The 14,968-nt window shown below is 69.7% G+C and carries 18 protein-coding genes; 9 read left to right on the top strand and 9 right to left on the bottom strand.

What is annotated here, in order from left to right; genetic code table 11:
- Positions 1-118: 118 nt before the first annotated feature.
- The 3 genes from ACIQTT_RS11510 to ACIQTT_RS11500 all read right to left on the bottom strand — a co-directional run bounded on the left by ACIQTT_RS11510 (position 119) and on the right by ACIQTT_RS11500 (position 2,602).
- On the bottom strand, positions 119-1,516 hold the full coding sequence (locus tag ACIQTT_RS11510; RefSeq protein WP_402789801.1) for an MFS transporter: 1,398 nt from the start codon (positions 1,514-1,516) through the stop codon (positions 119-121).
- Positions 1,517-1,613: 97 nt separating this feature from the next.
- Positions 1,614-1,970, bottom strand: a complete 357-nt coding sequence (locus ACIQTT_RS11505) for a hypothetical protein (RefSeq protein ID WP_336641495.1) — start codon at positions 1,968-1,970, stop codon at positions 1,614-1,616.
- Positions 1,967-2,602 (bottom strand): acyl-CoA synthetase, encoded by a 636-nt coding sequence (locus ACIQTT_RS11500; RefSeq protein ID WP_402789798.1) that lies wholly within the window; start codon positions 2,600-2,602, stop codon positions 1,967-1,969. Before ACIQTT_RS11500 ends, ACIQTT_RS11505 begins: the two co-directional genes overlap by 4 nt.
- Positions 2,603-2,895: 293 nt before the next feature.
- Between ACIQTT_RS11500 and ACIQTT_RS11495 the strand changes: the two genes are divergently transcribed.
- Positions 2,896-3,834 (top strand): hypothetical protein, encoded by a 939-nt coding sequence (locus tag ACIQTT_RS11495; protein ID WP_402789795.1) that lies wholly within the window; start codon positions 2,896-2,898, stop codon positions 3,832-3,834.
- Here the strand turns inward: ACIQTT_RS11495 and ACIQTT_RS11490 are convergent.
- Entirely contained in the window at positions 3,822-4,658 is an 837-nt protein-coding gene (locus ACIQTT_RS11490; protein WP_402789792.1) for a sulfurtransferase, read from the bottom strand. The genes ACIQTT_RS11495 and ACIQTT_RS11490 overlap by 13 nt on opposite strands.
- Before the next feature lie 117 nt (positions 4,659-4,775).
- Between ACIQTT_RS11490 and ACIQTT_RS11485 the strand changes: the two genes are divergently transcribed.
- Genes ACIQTT_RS11485 through ACIQTT_RS11475 form a run of 3 tightly spaced genes read left to right on the top strand, consistent with a single transcriptional unit; the run spans position 4,776 to position 6,874 of the window.
- Positions 4,776-5,687 (top strand): DMT family transporter, encoded by a 912-nt coding sequence (locus ACIQTT_RS11485; protein ID WP_402789789.1) that lies wholly within the window; start codon positions 4,776-4,778, stop codon positions 5,685-5,687.
- A gap of 27 nt (positions 5,688-5,714) precedes the next feature.
- On the top strand, positions 5,715-6,374 hold the full coding sequence (ribA, locus tag ACIQTT_RS11480) for a GTP cyclohydrolase II (protein ID WP_402789786.1): 660 nt from the start codon (positions 5,715-5,717) through the stop codon (positions 6,372-6,374).
- 2 nt (positions 6,375-6,376) lie between these two features.
- Positions 6,377-6,874: a MarR family winged helix-turn-helix transcriptional regulator gene (locus ACIQTT_RS11475; RefSeq protein ID WP_402789784.1), complete on the top strand. Its 498-nt coding sequence runs from the start codon at positions 6,377-6,379 to the stop codon at positions 6,872-6,874.
- A 34-nt stretch (positions 6,875-6,908) separates the two neighbouring features.
- Here the strand turns inward: ACIQTT_RS11475 and ACIQTT_RS11470 are convergent, their stop codons facing one another.
- Positions 6,909-7,682: a thioesterase family protein gene (locus ACIQTT_RS11470; RefSeq protein ID WP_402789781.1), complete on the bottom strand. Its 774-nt coding sequence runs from the start codon at positions 7,680-7,682 to the stop codon at positions 6,909-6,911.
- Positions 7,683-7,699: 17 nt separating this feature from the next.
- Complete coding sequence (locus tag ACIQTT_RS11465) at positions 7,700-8,317, bottom strand: LysE family translocator (protein ID WP_402789778.1); 618 nt, start codon at positions 8,315-8,317, stop codon at positions 7,700-7,702.
- A gap of 113 nt (positions 8,318-8,430) precedes the next feature.
- Here ACIQTT_RS11465 and ACIQTT_RS11460 point away from each other — a divergent pair, with 113 nt between their 5' ends.
- Both ACIQTT_RS11460 and ACIQTT_RS11455 read left to right on the top strand, forming a co-directional pair.
- Positions 8,431-8,886, top strand: coding sequence for an Lrp/AsnC family transcriptional regulator (locus tag ACIQTT_RS11460; RefSeq protein WP_402789775.1), 456 nt, complete (start codon positions 8,431-8,433; stop codon positions 8,884-8,886).
- A gap of 59 nt (positions 8,887-8,945) precedes the next feature.
- Complete coding sequence (locus ACIQTT_RS11455) at positions 8,946-9,272, top strand: helix-turn-helix domain-containing protein (protein ID WP_402789772.1); 327 nt, start codon at positions 8,946-8,948, stop codon at positions 9,270-9,272.
- A 202-nt stretch (positions 9,273-9,474) separates the two neighbouring features.
- Here ACIQTT_RS11455 and ACIQTT_RS11450 read toward each other — a convergent pair whose 3' ends face one another.
- Positions 9,475-10,065 (bottom strand): ClpP family protease, encoded by a 591-nt coding sequence (locus ACIQTT_RS11450; RefSeq protein ID WP_402789769.1) that lies wholly within the window; start codon positions 10,063-10,065, stop codon positions 9,475-9,477.
- Positions 10,062-10,676, bottom strand: coding sequence for a ClpP family protease (locus ACIQTT_RS11445; RefSeq protein WP_402789766.1), 615 nt, complete (start codon positions 10,674-10,676; stop codon positions 10,062-10,064). Before ACIQTT_RS11445 ends, ACIQTT_RS11450 begins: the two co-directional genes overlap by 4 nt.
- 125 nt (positions 10,677-10,801) lie before the next feature.
- Here ACIQTT_RS11445 and ACIQTT_RS11440 point away from each other — a divergent pair, with 125 nt between their 5' ends.
- A complete protein-coding gene (locus ACIQTT_RS11440) occupies positions 10,802-11,269 on the top strand; it encodes an acyl-CoA thioesterase (protein ID WP_400442694.1) in 468 nt (155 codons plus the stop codon).
- Here ACIQTT_RS11440 and ACIQTT_RS11435 read toward each other — a convergent pair.
- Positions 11,203-12,450, bottom strand: a complete 1,248-nt coding sequence (locus ACIQTT_RS11435; RefSeq protein WP_402789763.1) for a trans-sulfuration enzyme family protein — start codon at positions 12,448-12,450, stop codon at positions 11,203-11,205. The genes ACIQTT_RS11440 and ACIQTT_RS11435 overlap by 67 nt on opposite strands.
- A gap of 112 nt (positions 12,451-12,562) precedes the next feature.
- Between ACIQTT_RS11435 and ACIQTT_RS11430 the strand changes: the two genes are divergently transcribed.
- Complete coding sequence (locus ACIQTT_RS11430) at positions 12,563-13,045, top strand: Lrp/AsnC family transcriptional regulator (RefSeq protein WP_402789760.1); 483 nt, start codon at positions 12,563-12,565, stop codon at positions 13,043-13,045.
- Positions 13,046-13,168: 123 nt separating this feature from the next.
- Positions 13,169-14,881, top strand: coding sequence for an AMP-binding protein (locus ACIQTT_RS11425; RefSeq protein ID WP_402789757.1), 1,713 nt, complete (start codon positions 13,169-13,171; stop codon positions 14,879-14,881).
- Positions 14,882-14,968: the final 87 nt, after the last annotated feature.

Here is a 14,968-nt window from a genome sequence, read left to right as displayed (position 1 = left end):
CTCGCGCGCGAGGCCGCCCGAGAATCCGCGCGGTTCTCCTCGACGCACCCGCAGTCTTCCTGAGTTGGGTACGCCCTCGGCCGAGCTCCCCGAGACCGACCGACGCGAGAGCCTCGGCCTAGCCCTCGACCGAGCCCGCCGCGTCGCCCGCCTCGCCCCCGGCCTCCCCCGACCGCGACTCCACCCGATCGCGGGGCATGAAGGCCGCCGCGATCAGCGTGAGCACGGCGGTCACGGCCGCGGCGACGAACACCCACACCGAGGCCGCGATGATCGTGTCGGGATCGTCCGGCCCGGCGCCCTGCGCGATGACCGCGTTCGAGATGGCCCCGAAGATCGCGACGCCCACGGCGCTGCCGGCCGAGCGGGCGAACGCGTTCATGCCGGTCACGGCACCGCGCTCACCCCAGCCGACGGATGCCTGCGCGGCGATGAGCGTGGGAGCGGCGGTCCATCCGAGACCGAAGCCGAACACGAAGGCGATGAGCGCGATCGTGTACGGGTTGGGCCACGGAGAGGAGGCGGCGAGCGCGATCGCGGCGACGGAGGTGATGCTCATGCCGATCAGCGCCGTGCGGCGGAAGCCGATGCGCAGGTACAGCCGCCCGGCGTTCGCGGCAGAGACGGGCCAGCCGAGGGTCAGCGCCGCGACGGCGAGGCCGGCGAGGAGGGGCGGGATGCCGATCGATCCCTCGAGGTAGGCGGGGGCGAAGCTCGTGACGCCGATCATCAGCGCCCCGACGCCGAGCGACACGATCGTCGTGGTCAGGATCAGCGGGCGCGCGGCGAGGCGCAGATCGACGATCGGTTCGGCCGCCCGCCGCTCCACCACGACGAACACCGCCAGCGCGATCACTCCGATCCCGAAGCAGAGCGCGCTCTGCAGCGAGATCCACTCCCAGGCGTTCCCGCCCTCGAGCATGCCGAGGATGAGACCGGTGAGTCCGATCGTCAGGAGCACCGCGCCGACGTAGTCGATGCGGTGCTGCGCCACGACCTTCTTCTCGGTGTACTTGCGCAGGAGCATCCATCCCGCGATCAGGCAGAGCGGGATGTTGACGAAGAAGATCCATCGCCAGGCGTCCAGCTGTGCGAACAGTCCGCCGAGCGCCGGGCCGACCACCGAGGAGATCGCCCAGACGCTGGCGATGTAGCCCTGCACCTTGGCCCGCTCGGCGACCGTGTAGATGTCGCCGACGATCGTCATCGCCATCGGGGCGACGGCTCCGGCACCCAACCCCTGCACGATGCGGAACACGATGAGCGCGGGCATGCTCCAGGCGATGCCGCAGAGGATCGAGCCGAGGAGGAAGAGCCCGATGCCGAGCAGGATGACGGGCTTGCGCCCGATCGTGTCGGCGAAACGCGAGTAGATCGGCACGCTCACGGCCTGCGCGAGCAGGTACACCGAGAACAGCCAGGGGAACTGCTGGTAGCTACCGAGGTCGTCGACGATGCTGGGCACCGCGGTCGCGAGGATCGTCGCGTCGATCGCGATGAGCCCGGTCGAGAGCATGAGCGCCCCGAGAACGGGTCCCCTCGCCGAGCGGAGTCCGATTGAGGCGCGATCGACGGGAGTGCTCACCACAGGGACAAGCCGCCCGCCACCGCGACTATTCCGTACGGTCGGTGCGGGCGTCGCCCGCGGCAGTGCCGTCGTCGTCGGACTCGGGGTCGTAGAGCACCGGACGGTCGACCGTCTTGGTGACATCGGCCGGGTCGACGGCCAGGATCAGCATCGCCAGCATCAGCAGCGTCACGATGAACGCACCACCGCCGACGACCAGTCCGAGCATCACCGGGGTGAGGCCCTCGTAGCTGCCGTTCGCGATCGCGGTGTTCACGCGAGCCGTGAAGGCACCGGTCGAGACGAGCGTCACGATCATCGCGAACACACCGCACGCCAGGGCGATGCCCAGCAGGTGCAGGGGCCGGAGGATGTCGCGGCGGGTGGGCTTCTCTTCGCTCATCGGGCGTCTCCGCTCTCAGCGGGAACGGATGCCGGGGCGACGGCATCCGCCTTCTTGGGCGTGAGTCCGGCGATACCGAGGAAGACGGCGACGAGCGCGGCGTAGCCGCCGAGCATCCCGACCCCGAGGATGATGCCGGTCAGCTCGAAGGTGCCCGCTTCCTTGATCGTGTAGTCGTGGGTGAAGCCGGCGGGGATCACCCAGAGCAGCACGGTGAGCAGGATGCCGAACGACCCGATGATGATGGAGTCACGCGCCGTCGGGTCCGTGCCGATACGGCGGGCGCGGATGCCGGCGAGCAGTTCGGTCAGCCCCGTCGCGAGCGCCCAGGCGCCGACGACGATGAAGAAGACGTCGTTGGTGCGCCACACGGGGATGCCGGTCGCCATGCCGGCCGCGACGCTGAGCAGGCCGATCACGACCGCGGGCCACCGCGATCCCGCGGGGAACACCAACCACACCGACAACAGCATCACGAGTGCCGTCGCGATCGCGAAGCCGCTGAAGACCGAGAGCCCCACAGCCGCGGAGTGATCGGACGAGAACGTGATCATGAGGGCCGCGACGGCGGCGAACAGCGCGCGCAGCAGTTGCACGTTGCGCACGGTGAAGGTGCGGGAAGGGGCAGACATGAAGATCCAGAGTCCTCCGGGGTTGTGCTCCCAGTCTACGCGGGGGCGCCGGGCCGGACGGACGGGGCTGTTCGCGGGGCCCGATGGATCTCCCCAGATCGATCATCGGGCCCCACGAGTACGCAGCACGGGGGCATCGCTGCGCCCGATCATCCTCCGCAAGGTCGGGCACCCTGCCTGCGTCGAGACGATCACGTCGACCCCACTTCGTCACCCAGGTCCCCAGGGGTGGCCTCGTGCGGTCGTAAGCTCACTCTAAACAGCAGTTCTTCACATACCGGAGGGGGTCTGTGATGGAGAGTGAAGATTTTCTGAAGCCGTCGACCGGGCCCGGCTTCCCCGCCGCGTTCCGAGATGCGATCAACGCGCGCCGCGTGACGCTGTCGTGGGTGCAGGAGCGTCTGCGCGCCCGCGGCAACCAGGTATCGATGGCGACGTTGAGCTACTGGCGCTCGGGGGCACGGCATCCGGAGGGTGCGCAGTCGCTGGCCGCGGTCGCCGACATCGAAGAGCTTCTGCACCTCGAACGCGGTGCGCTCACGGGGCTCCTGCGGTCATCGCGCACCGGCCCGCTCGGGCCGAACCTCTTCCCTCTCGAAGAGCATGCCATCGAGGACGCGGTGAAGGAGGCATTCGCGGCGCTCGGCGCGGAGTACCCCGACACCTCGCGCGAGCTGACGACGCACTCGGTGACCGACGTCGGCATCGAGGGGCACGTCGTGCACAGTCACACCCGCAGCATCGTGCAGTCGACGATCGGCACGATCACGGCGATCCCGTTCCTCGAGCTCACCCCCGGCGTCTCCACTCCGGCGCCGGAGTTCGCCGCCGACTTCGGGGGCCGCATCGCGAGCCGCTATTCGCACCCCAACGGCGAGGTGCACGGCGTGCTGTTCGAGCTCGACGCCCCGCTCACGGCACCGAGCACCGCGATGGTCGAGTGGTCGGTGTCGTACCCGCCGGGGTACCCGCCGCAGCTCGAGACCGGGCACGCCGTCGCCCGGCAATGCCGTGAGCTGCTGGTGTGGACGCGGTTCCACCCCGAGGCTCTCCCGGACTGGTTCGAGGAACAGGTCGACACCCCCCAGAGTCAGACGGCGACGCCGCTGACGCTGGAGTCGGGCACGTCGATCCACCAGGTGCGCCGCGCCTTCGGTCCCGGTGCTCTGCTGCTGCGCTGGGGCTTCGGCGAGCGCGAACCCGAGCCGGGCCAAGCGGGTCAGCCGGGCTGATCGCCCGTGGCGACCGGACGCCCCGGCGTGTTCGACCACTGGCTCCACGAACCCGGGAAGACCTTCGCCTCGATGCCGACCTCGTCGAGCACGAGCGCGGTATGCGCGGCGGTCACGCCCGACCCGCAGTACGCCGCGACGCGGGTGCCCTCGGCGATGCCGACCGTCGCGAGGTTCGCGCGCACGGTCGCCGCGTCGAGGATGCGTCCGTCGGCGTCGAGGTGCAGCATCGTGGGCAGGTTGACGGCACCGGGGATGTGCCCGGCGATCGGGTCGAGCGGCTCGGTCTCGCCGCGGTAGCGCTCGGGAGCACGCACGTCGAGCAGCACTCCGGATGCCGGGAACGCCGCCGCCTCGTCGATCGACAGGGCGTCGCCGCCGATCTCTCGGAGCACCGCGTTGCCCGGCTCGGGCGACTCGTCGGCGGTGTCGACGTCGTGGCCCGCGGCGATCCATCCTCGGATGCCGCCCTCGAGCACGTGCACGTCGATGCCCGCCTGGCGCAGCAGCCACCACGCCCGCGCAGCGGCGAGGCCCTTCGCATCGTCGTAGGCGACGACCAGATCGCCGTCGTGCACACCCCAGCGGCGTACCGCCTGCTGCAGCGTCTCGGTCGAGGGCAGCGGGTGACGGCCCTCGGAGGCCTCGCCGTGCGTCGCGAGCTCGGAGTCGAGCGGCACGTAGACGGCGCCCGGGATGTGGCCCTCGAGGTACTCCGCGTGGCCGTCCGGACGGTCGAGCCGCCAGCGCACGTCGATCACGTGCACGGGGGCACCCTGCTCACGCAGGTCGCTCAGTTCGTCGGGGCTCACGAAGTTGCTCATGGTGCGAGGCTACCGACGCGTTCGATGCATCCGCTCGGAGCCGACATTCTTCGTGATCTTCCGGCATCCCGCTCGGCGATATCCTCGATGAGGCAGCCGTCGAGAAAGGGCCCCACGATGCCCACTCGTCTGCGCTGGATGCGCTTCCGGCCACAAGAAGCCGCCCTCATCGCCATCACCGCGGTCTGGGGCAGCACCTTCCTGCTCGTGCACTGGGCGATGCAGTACTCGGGTCCGTGGTTCTTCGTGGGGTTGCGCTTCCTCGTGGCGGGACTCATCAGCGTCGTCATCTTCCACCGCGTGCTGCGCGGCATCCGCTGGCGGGATATCGGCGCCGGTGTCGCGATCGGGGTCATGATCTACCTCGGCTACGGTCTGCAGACCGTCGGGCTGCAGACGATCGATTCGAGCACCTCCGCCTTCATCACGGCGATGTACGTGCCGCTGGTGCCGCTCGCGCAGTGGGCCGTGTTCCGTAAGCGTCCTCCGGCGATGGCGTTCGTCGGGGCGGCGCTCGCCTTCGTCGGACTCGTGCTGATCGCCGGCCCCGACGCGTTCACGCTCACCCTCGGCGCGGGAGAGATCGCCACGATGATCAGCACGCTGCCGATCGCGGCCGAGATCATCCTCATCAGCGTGTTCGCCGGGCGGATCGACCTCGGGCGCATCACGATCGTGCAGCTGCTGACCGCGGGCGTTCTGGGACTGCTGACGATGCCGGTGGTCGGCGAGGGTATCCCCGCGTTCTCCTGGGTGTGGGTCGTGTGCGCGGTCGGGCTCGGGGCGGCGAGCTGCCTCATCCAGCTCACGATGAACTGGGCGCAGAAGTCGGTCTCCCCCACGCGCGCGACCATCATCTACGCCGGCGAGCCGGTGTGGGCGGGGGTCATCGGACGCATCGCCGGCGAGCGGCTGCCCGCGCTCGCCCTGGTCGGCGGCGGACTCGTGGTGCTCGGCATCCTCGCGAGCGAGCTGAAGTTCGTGCGGCGGCGGGACCGGATGCCGTCACCCGAGGAGCCCCGGGAATAGACCCGGCCGCGCCGCGTTCTACCTCACATGATTGAAAGTTCAACGGTCATTCCGGTCGTCTCCGAGCGGACCCGCGTGCGCGTGCCGATGGCCTTCGCCGACGGCTACTCCACGACCGCCGACGTCGTCACCTTCGACGGCCTCGTCGACGGACGCGAACACCTGCTCCTCGGCCTCGGCGACTGGCGCGCGGCGCTCGACCGCGCGGCCGACGGCGGACCCGCACCCCTCGTGCGCCCCCACAGCGAATGCCTCACCGGCGACGTCTTCGGCTCGCAGCGCTGCGACTGCGGCCCCCAGCTGCGCGAGGCCGTCGAGCGCATCGCCGACGAGGGCGGCTTCCTGCTCTATCTGCGCCAGGAGGGTCGCGGCATCGGCCTCTACGCCAAGCTCGACGCCTACGCGCTGCAGGACTCCGGCCTCGACACCTACGAGGCCAACGTCGCCCTCGGTCGCGGTGAGGACGAGCGCGACTACACGGTCGCCGCCCAGATGCTCACGGCGGTCGGAGTCGACGGCATCCGTCTGCTCAGCAACAACCCCGACAAGGCGCGGCAGCTCGAGGCCCTCGGCATCCGCGTGACCGAGCAGGTTCCCACCGGGGTGCACCTCTCGGAGGCGAACACCCGCTACCTCGAGGCCAAGCGCGACCACACCGCGCACACCATCGACCTCTCGGCGGCGTGAACATGGACGCGCCGATCGACGGACAGCCGGATGCCGTGCGGCACCCGCGCCGGCTCGACGATGCCGAGATGCAGACGTGGCTTCCGGTCATCCGCTTCGTGCAGCTGCTGCCGCAGGTGCTCGATCGCGCGCTGAAGGACGAGGTCGGCCTCAACCACGCGCGGTACGCGATCCTCATCATGCTCGCCGGACAGATCGACGGTGGGGCGACGACCATGACCGAGCTCGCCCGCATCGCCGGGCTGAGCCGCTCGCGCCTGAGCCACGCCATCGACTCGCTCGAGGAGCGCGGATGGGTCGAACGCACCTCGTGCGGCGCCGACAAGCGCACGCTCTCCGCGACCCTCACCCCGGCCGGGCGCGACCTGCTGCGCGAGGCGGCGCCCGTGCACGTCGAGCAGATCCGCGAACTCGTGCTCGACCCGCTCACCGACGAGGAACGCGGTCAGCTCGCCGGCATCCTCACGAAGCTGCTGCCCGGGGTGACGGCGGCGTTGTAGTCCGGTCGGCCCTGCGGACATGCGCGAAAGCCGGTCACCGCGCCCGCACGGTCAAGCTCTGCATCGAGACACCGAACGGACCCGAGGCGTCGTTGAGCACCGTGTGCGTGAGCCCCACTCCGCCCGCACCGAAGGTGACCGTGGTGTCGAGGCCGATCCACCCCTCCTCCGGCTCCCGGAAAAGATGAGCGGTGAGGTCGACGTTCGGGAAGAACGCCTCGTCGATCGGCACGCGCGGGGTCATGCCATTGGCGAGATCGACGAGTCCGAGGGCCCGCGCCGTCGCGCTGATCGGTTCATCGGCGAGCAGAACGTGACGCGGCAGCACCCATGCGGATGCCCGACCCGCCTCGTGTTCCCGATGCCGGAAGTCTGCGGTGCGGACGAACGCGCCAGGCCAGATCGATCCGGCATCCCACGGAGCGTGAGCGTCGAGCGACGGCATCACCGGAAGCGCCCCACCCGCGATCTCGCTCGTCGAAGACCTCTGCATCAACCACGCCCGCAAGATCACGGCGACGCGACCGTCATGGCTGAGCGTCGCTTCGACGAGTTCGATCGTGCGACCGGGCCGGATCACGCGCACATCGACCGCGACGCGTTCGATCGGCAGGACGCCGAGGATGTCGTAGGAGACCCGCGCCACCGCGAGGGAATCGTCACGACGGTGGTCGCGGTCGACCTCGACGAGGTGGGCGAGAAGTCCGATCGTGGGGGCGATGTGCTGCTCGGCCGTGTTCCACGCCCCCTGCGTGGCTCCCGTCGCCTCGAATTCACGGTCGGACAGGCGACTGAAGTAAGCGGTCACCATCGGATCGTAGAACGTCATGCGTGCACGAGCTGAGTGATCAGCAGAACGCCGCCGATCACGATCATGGCGACACCCGAGATCACACTCACCGTGCGCGCGGCGGTCGGCCGTGAACGCAACACCGATGCGGCGCCGAAACCGACGGCGAAATACACGACGGCACACGAGATCACGTGCACGGCCCCAAGGACGGCGATCTGCACCCCGATCGGCCATGGCGAGGCGGATGCCGTGAACTGGGGCAGGATCGCGAGGAACAACAGGAAGACCTTCGGGTTGAGTCCGCTGACTCCGAACCCCTTGGCCATCCAGCGTCCCGGCGACGCTTCGACCAGATCAACACCTTCCTGCACGACCGCGGGGCTGCGGAGCGTGCCGATTCCGAGCCAGACCAGATACAACGAGCCCGCGACGGTGAGGACGGTGAGGGCGAGCGGATACCGCGCGACCGCCGCGCCGACTCCCGCAGCGACCAGCGCTGCCGCACCGACGTGTCCGGCGAGCATGCCCACCACGGCGGGAGTCGTCCTCCGACGCAGACCCGCCGAGATCGCATACGCCCAGTCCGCGCCGGGCGTCACGATGAAGAGCATCGACATCCCCCAGAATGCGGCGACCGCAGCGATGGTCATGGCTCCTCCTTCCGACGGCATCCGATTGCCGTAGACAAACTCTAGGAAGGTTCGGGCCGAAAGTGTTTGTGTTTCTTGCGCGACGAACACGTAAATGCGCAAGAATCTCTCTCATGGATGCCATCGACCGTAAGATCCTTGCCGAACTTCAGCGCGATGGGCGCCAGACCATCACCGAACTGGCCGAACGGGTGCAGCTCAGCGTCTCGCCCTGCCATCGCCGACTGCGGGAACTCGAACGTTCGGGCGTGATCACGGGATACCGCGCGACGCTCTCACCGGAAGCGCTCGGACTCGGGTTCGAGACCCTCGTCTTCGTCACGATGCGCGAGGCGACGCGTTTCTCGATCATGGCTTTCGAGGAGGCCGTGATCGAGATCCCGAACATCACTCTCGCGCAACGCCTCTTCGGCGACCCCGACTACCTGTTGCGCGTCGTCACGGTCGACCTTCCGCACTTCCAACGCCTCTACGACGAACAGCTCACCGCCCTCCCCGGCGTGCAGCGCGTCAGCTCGACGCTCGTGATGCGCAAGGTCGTCGACGACCGCCCGCTACCGCTGGGGTGAGCGTTCTGCTCTGAGCAGAAACGATGGATGCCGCCGAACCGTGCGTCGTACCGTGAGGCATGGCCGACATCGTCCCCTTCCCGCGCACGCCCCGCCCGAGCGGCCCCGAGCCGCTGTGGCGCCACCTCCTCGGCGAGCAGTTGCGTCGACGCCGCCACGAGCGCGGCGAGACGCTCACCGAGACCGCCGACACCGCGGGCGTCTCGCCGCAGTACCTCTCCGAGGTCGAGCGTGGGCGCAAGGAGCCGTCGAGCGAGATGATCGCCGCGATCGCGGGGGCCCTCGACACCAGCCTCATCGAGCTCACCAGCGCGGTCGCCGATGAGCTGCGCACGGCGTCGGTGCCGGCATCCGCTCGTGCATCGGTCTTCGCCCTCGCGGCCTGAGTTCTCGCGGGGACTGGGCGCTTCGACAGGCTCAGCGACCCAGGGTGGTGGCCCAGCGACCCAGGGTGGTGGCCCAGCGACCAAGGGTGGTGGCCCAGCGACCAAGGGTGGTGGCTCAGCGACCCAGGGTGGCGGCTCAGCGCCCCAGGGTGGCGGTCCCTCCGCTGGGTCCCTGAGCCTGTCGAAGGGTCCCACCCCGCGCCTACCCCCGCGCCCCCAGCACCGTGTCGATCAGGCCGTAGGCCTGGGCGGCGGATGCCGTGAACACGCGGTCGCGGTCGGTGTCGGCACGCAGCTCCCGGGCCGTGCGGCCGCTGTGCCGGGCGAGGATCTCCTCCATGTCGGAACGCACCCGCACGACCTCGTCGGCCGCGAGGATCAGGTCGGGGATCGCCCCGCGCGACTGCCCCGCCGGCTGGTGCAGCACGAGTCGGGCGTGCGCGAGCGCGGCCCGCTCCCCCGGCGCTCCGGCGGCGACGAGCAATGCGGCCGGTCCGATCGCCTGACCCACGCACGTCGTCGCGATGCTCGGGCGGATGTGCTGCATGGTGTCGTAGATCGCGAGCGCCGCCCCCGGATCGCCGCCCTCGCTGTTGATGTAGAACTGAATCGCGCTCTCGGGGCTGTCGGCGTCGAGGTGCAGCAGCTGGGCGATCAGCGCGTTCGCGACGCCCGCATCGATGCCCGAGCCGAGGTAGATGACGCGTTCGGCGAGCAGGTGCGAGTAGACGTCCATGACGCGCTCGCCCCGCGGATGCTGCGCGATCACGTTCGGGATCGTGTAGCCGCTCATGCGCCCGCCCCCAGCCCGACCCGTGCCCGTCGACGCGGCATGACGTCGGCGAGAGACGACACGAGCTCGTCGATGAAGCCGTAGTCGCGCGCCTGTTCGGCCGTGTACCAGCGGTCGTGCAGCGAGTCCTCGAAGATGCGCTCGCGGGTCTGCCCGGTGTCGTCGGAGATGAGTCCGAGCACCGTGTCGCGCATGTGGCGGAGGTCGTCGGCCTGGGTCTCGATCTCGCCCGCGGAGCCGCCGATCCCCGCCGACCCCTGGTGCATGAGGATGCGCGCGTGCGGCAGCGCCCGACGCTTGCCCGCGGCGCCCGCCGAGAGCAGGAACTGCCCCGCGCTGCAGGCGAGTCCGAGCGCGAGCGTCGAGACGTCGTTGGGGATCAGCCGCATGATGTCGCGGATCGCGAGCATCGACGGCACGGAGCCGCCGGGCGAGTGGATCCAGAGGGCGATGTCGGTCGCGGCATCCTCGGCCGACAGGGTGAGCAGCTGCGTCATCAGCAGCGTGCCGTTGTCGTCGTCGAGGGCGCCGTCGAGCACCAGGACGCGTTCGTGGAACAGGGCGCGTCGGGCCTCGGGCCCGAACTGCGGGAGGGGGTTCTCTTCGCTCATGCCCCCAGCATCCGTCGGTCTCCTGCGCCGTGCGCCGGAATCCGCCCTCAGCCGATCCGCCCTCAGCAGACGGCCCCTCCACAGCCCGTAACACCGCCGACTCACGCGGTTCTTAGGCTGGAGGCATGGCCAAGCATGAAGAGAACTCGTGGTCCGAGGACGGCATCAACTTCCGCACCCGCAAATGGGTGCGCCCGGAAGACCTCAACGCCAACGGGTCGCTGTTCGGCGGCAGCCTGCTGAAGTGGATCGACGAGGAGGCCGCGATCTACGCGATCGTGCAGCTCGGCAACTACCGCGCGGTGACGAAGCTGATCTCGGAGATCAACTTCGAAGCCTCGGCCGTGCAGGGCGACCTGATCGAGATCGGCCTGACGGCGACGCACTTCGGCCGCACCTCGCTGACGATGCGGGCGGTCGCGCGCAACATGATCACGCGCAAGCGCATCCTCACGATCGAGAAGATCGTGTTCGTGAGCCTCGACGAGGACGGCAACCCGACCCCGCACGGCTACCGCGACATCACCTACAACCGCGACCGGATGCCCACCGAGCGGCTCGCGACGGGCACGGTCACGCTGCCCAAGCTCTGATCGGCGGGCGTGAGGGCGGCGAACGCACCGGCGAGGTCGGCGATCAGGTCGTCGGCGTCCTCGAGGCCGATCGACAGGCGTAGCACGTCGGCGGCGGGGCGCGCCTCGGCCGGCACCGGTCGGTGCGTGAGCGCGGCGGGGTGCTGGATGAGCGAGTCGACGCCCCCGAGCGAGACCGCGTGGGTGAAGAGGGTCGTGCTCGATGCGACGACGGATGCCGCGGCGTACCCGCCCCGTACCCGCATCGCGATCATCGCCCCGGTGCCGCGCATCTGACGGTCGAGGATGCCGTGCGGGTCGCCGTCGAGGCCCGGGTAGAAGACCTCGTCGATCTCGGGCCGGTCGAGCAGCCACGACACGATGCGGCGGGCGTTCTCCTGCTGGCGCTGCATGCGCACGGGGAGGGTGGCGAGGCCGCGGTGCAGCAGGTACGCGCCGAGCGGGTGGAGCAGGCCACCCGTCACGGCGCGTACGCGTCGCAGCGCTTCGGCGGTGCCCTCGCCGCAGGCCACGACTCCGGCGAGCACATCGCCGTGCCCTCCCAGGTACTTGGTCGCGCTGTGCAGCGACATCGCCGCACCGAGATCGATCGGGTTCTGCAGGATCGGCGTCGCGAACGTATTGTCGACGACGACCGGCACGTCACCCGCCCGCCGCACGACCTCGGCGATGTCGCTGAGGTCGAGCGTCGGGTTGGCCGGCGTCTCGAGCACTACGAGCCCGGTGTCGGGGCGGATGCTGTCGCCCACCTCGTGCGGATGGCAGTAGGTGACCTCGGCGCCGAGCAGCCCCGAGCCGAGCAGGTGGTCGGTGCCGCCGTAGAGCGGGCGCACCGCGACGACGTGGCGCTTGCCGACCGCGTTGGTGTGCGCGAGGATCACTGCGGTCATCGCCGCCATGCCCGACCCGAACGCGACGGCCGCCTCGGCGTGCTCCATCTCGGCGAGCGCCTCTTCGAAGCGTGCGACGGTCGGGTTCCACAGGCGCGCGTAGACGAGGCTACCGTCGGCGGGCGGCCGCCCGCCGGTCGCCATCGCCTCGTAGGAGGCACCGCCGCGCTCGACGTCCGGCAACGGGTTCGTCGTCGACAGATCGATGGGTAAGGCGTGCACCCCGAGATCCGCGAGGTCGGAGCGGCCGCTGTGAACGGCGACGGTGTCGGGATGCAGCGGAGCGGTCATCCCTCCATGTTGCGGGAATCACCATTTCTGTGCTGATGATCGACAGGATCCGCTATTGAACAGCGCAATCTCGCTATTCTGAGCAAGAACGGATGCCGAGGAGGACCCCGCGTTGCCCAAACCCCCAGGATCACCGCTCGACGAGACCGACCTCGCGCTGCTCGCCGTGCTCACCCGCGAGGCCGACATCACGAACAAGGCTCTCGCCCACCGCCTCAACCTCGCCGAATCGACCTGCGCGCACCGCGTGCGGGGGCTGCGCGAGCGCGGGATCATCCGCGATACGCGAATCCGCCTCGACGAGGCATCCGTCGGCTATCCGTTGCAGGCGATCATCAAGGTGCGCCTCGCCAACCACACCGGCCCCACGGTCACCGCCCTATTCGACGCGCTGGCGAGTGTGCCGCGGGTGCTGCAGGTCTTCCACGTCGCCGGGGTCGACGACTTCCTCGTGCACGTCGCCGTCGAAGATGCCACGGCGCTGCGCGACATCGTGCTCGAGCACATCACCGTGCACCCGGTCGTGCGCGGCACCGAGACCCAGCTCGTGTTCGAGCTACGCGACGGCGCGGGCCTGCTGTCGCCCTCTTCCTGAGCGCCCTTCGTCTCGTCGCTTCGCTCCTCGCTCAGGAACCGGGTTCCTTCGACCGGATCCTGAGCGAGCGAAGGGAGACGAAGCCCGCGCCGGTACCGACGAACGTGCGCGAGGATGGAACCCATGACCCGCAGTGCCACCGCCGCCACGCAGTCCATCCGCGAGATGCGCGACTTCCTGTTCGCGCACGCGACCGATTATGACGCCGCCCGCGCCGGATTCTCGTGGCCGCAGGTCGACGAGTTCAACTTCGCGCTCGAGTGGTTCGACGTGATCGCCGGCGAGACTCCCGACCGCCCCGCGGTGCAGATCGTGGAGGCCGACCTCTCGCTGCGGTCGTGGACCTACGGCGAACTCTCCCGCCGGTCCGACCAGGTCGCCGCGTGGCTGACCGGTCTCGGCATCCGTCGCGGCGACCACCTGATCGTGATGCTCGGCAACACGATCGAGCTGTGGGAGGTGATGCTCGCGATCACCAAGATCGGCGCGGTGTCGATCCCGACCTCGACGCTGCTGTCGGCATCCGACCTCGCCTACCGGATCGAGCATGGGCGCGCCCGCGCCGTCGTCACGCTCGGCACCCTCGGAGACCGGCTCGCGGGCATCGACGACGGCATCCTGCGCATCGGCATCGGCGACGGAATCCCCGACGGCTGGGAGCGGTTCGCCGACTCGGCGGACGCCCCGACCGCCTTCGAGCCCGACGGCCCGACGCCCGCCTCCGACACCTCGCTGCTGTACTTCACCTCGGGCACCACGAACCGCCCGAAGCTCGTGCAGCACACCCATGTCTCGTACCCGATCGGGCACCTGTCGACGATGTGGTGGCTGGGCCTGCGGCCCGACGACGTGCACCTCAACATCTCGTCGCCGGGCTGGGCGAAGCACGCGTGGTCGAGCTTCTATTCGCCGTTCCTCGCCGAGGCGACCGTGTTCGTCTACAACTACGCGCGCTTCGATGCCAACACGCTCATGCAGGTCATGGACACGCACCACGTGAGCACGTTCTGCGCGCCGCCGACCGTGTGGCGGATGCTCATCCAGGCCGACCTCACCCGCCTCACGCACCCGCCGCGTGAGCTCGTCGGCGCCGGAGAACCGCTCAATCCCGAGGTCATCGACCGCGTGCGCGACGCCTGGGGCGGCACGATCCGCGACGGCTTCGGGCAGACCGAGATGACCTGCTGCGTGGGCAACTCCCCCGGCCAGCCCGTGAAGGTCGGCTCGATGGGGCGGCCGCTGCCCGGGTACCCGGTGGTGCTGCTCGACCCGGTGACCGGCGAGGTCGTCGATGGGGCGAGCGAGGGCGAGATCGCGCTCGACCTGTCGCAGCCGCCGCTGGGGCTCATGGCCGGGTACTACGACGACCCCGAGAAGACCGCGGAAACCCGCGTCGGGGGCTACCACCACACCGGCGACATCGCGGTGCGCGACGATGAGGGGTATCTCACCTACATCGGGCGCGCCGACGACGTGTTCAAAGCATCCGATTACAAGATCTCCCCGTTCGAACTCGAGTCGGTGCTGCTCGAGCACGACCTCGTGATCGAGGCGGCCGTCGTGCCCAGCCCCGACCCGACGCGCCTGTCGGTGCCGAAGGCGTACGTCTGCCTGACGGCGGATGCCGCGGCCGACGGCGAAGCCGCGCGCTCGATCTTCGCCTACGCGAACGAGCGTCTGTCGTCGCACCTCTGGGTGCGGGTCATCGAGTTCGTGGACGAGCTGCCCAAGACGATCTCGGGCAAGATCCGCCGCGTCGAACTGCGGGCCCGCGAGGCCGCGCGCGTCGAGGCCGGGGAAGCCGCGGGTCAGCACTGGGAGCGCGACTACCGCTGAGGCGATGCGCCTCGCCCGACTGCGACTTCGGGGGCCGATACGACGGATGCCGGCCAGAAGGCGGTGTTTCGTCCGACATCTGTTCTT

Source organism: Microbacterium sp. NPDC090225 (assembly GCF_044772365.1).
Lineage (GTDB): Bacteria > Actinomycetota > Actinomycetes > Actinomycetales > Microbacteriaceae > Microbacterium.
The sequence above is the reverse complement of the archived record's forward strand: the minus strand, read 5'-3'. Positions and strand labels throughout refer to the sequence as shown.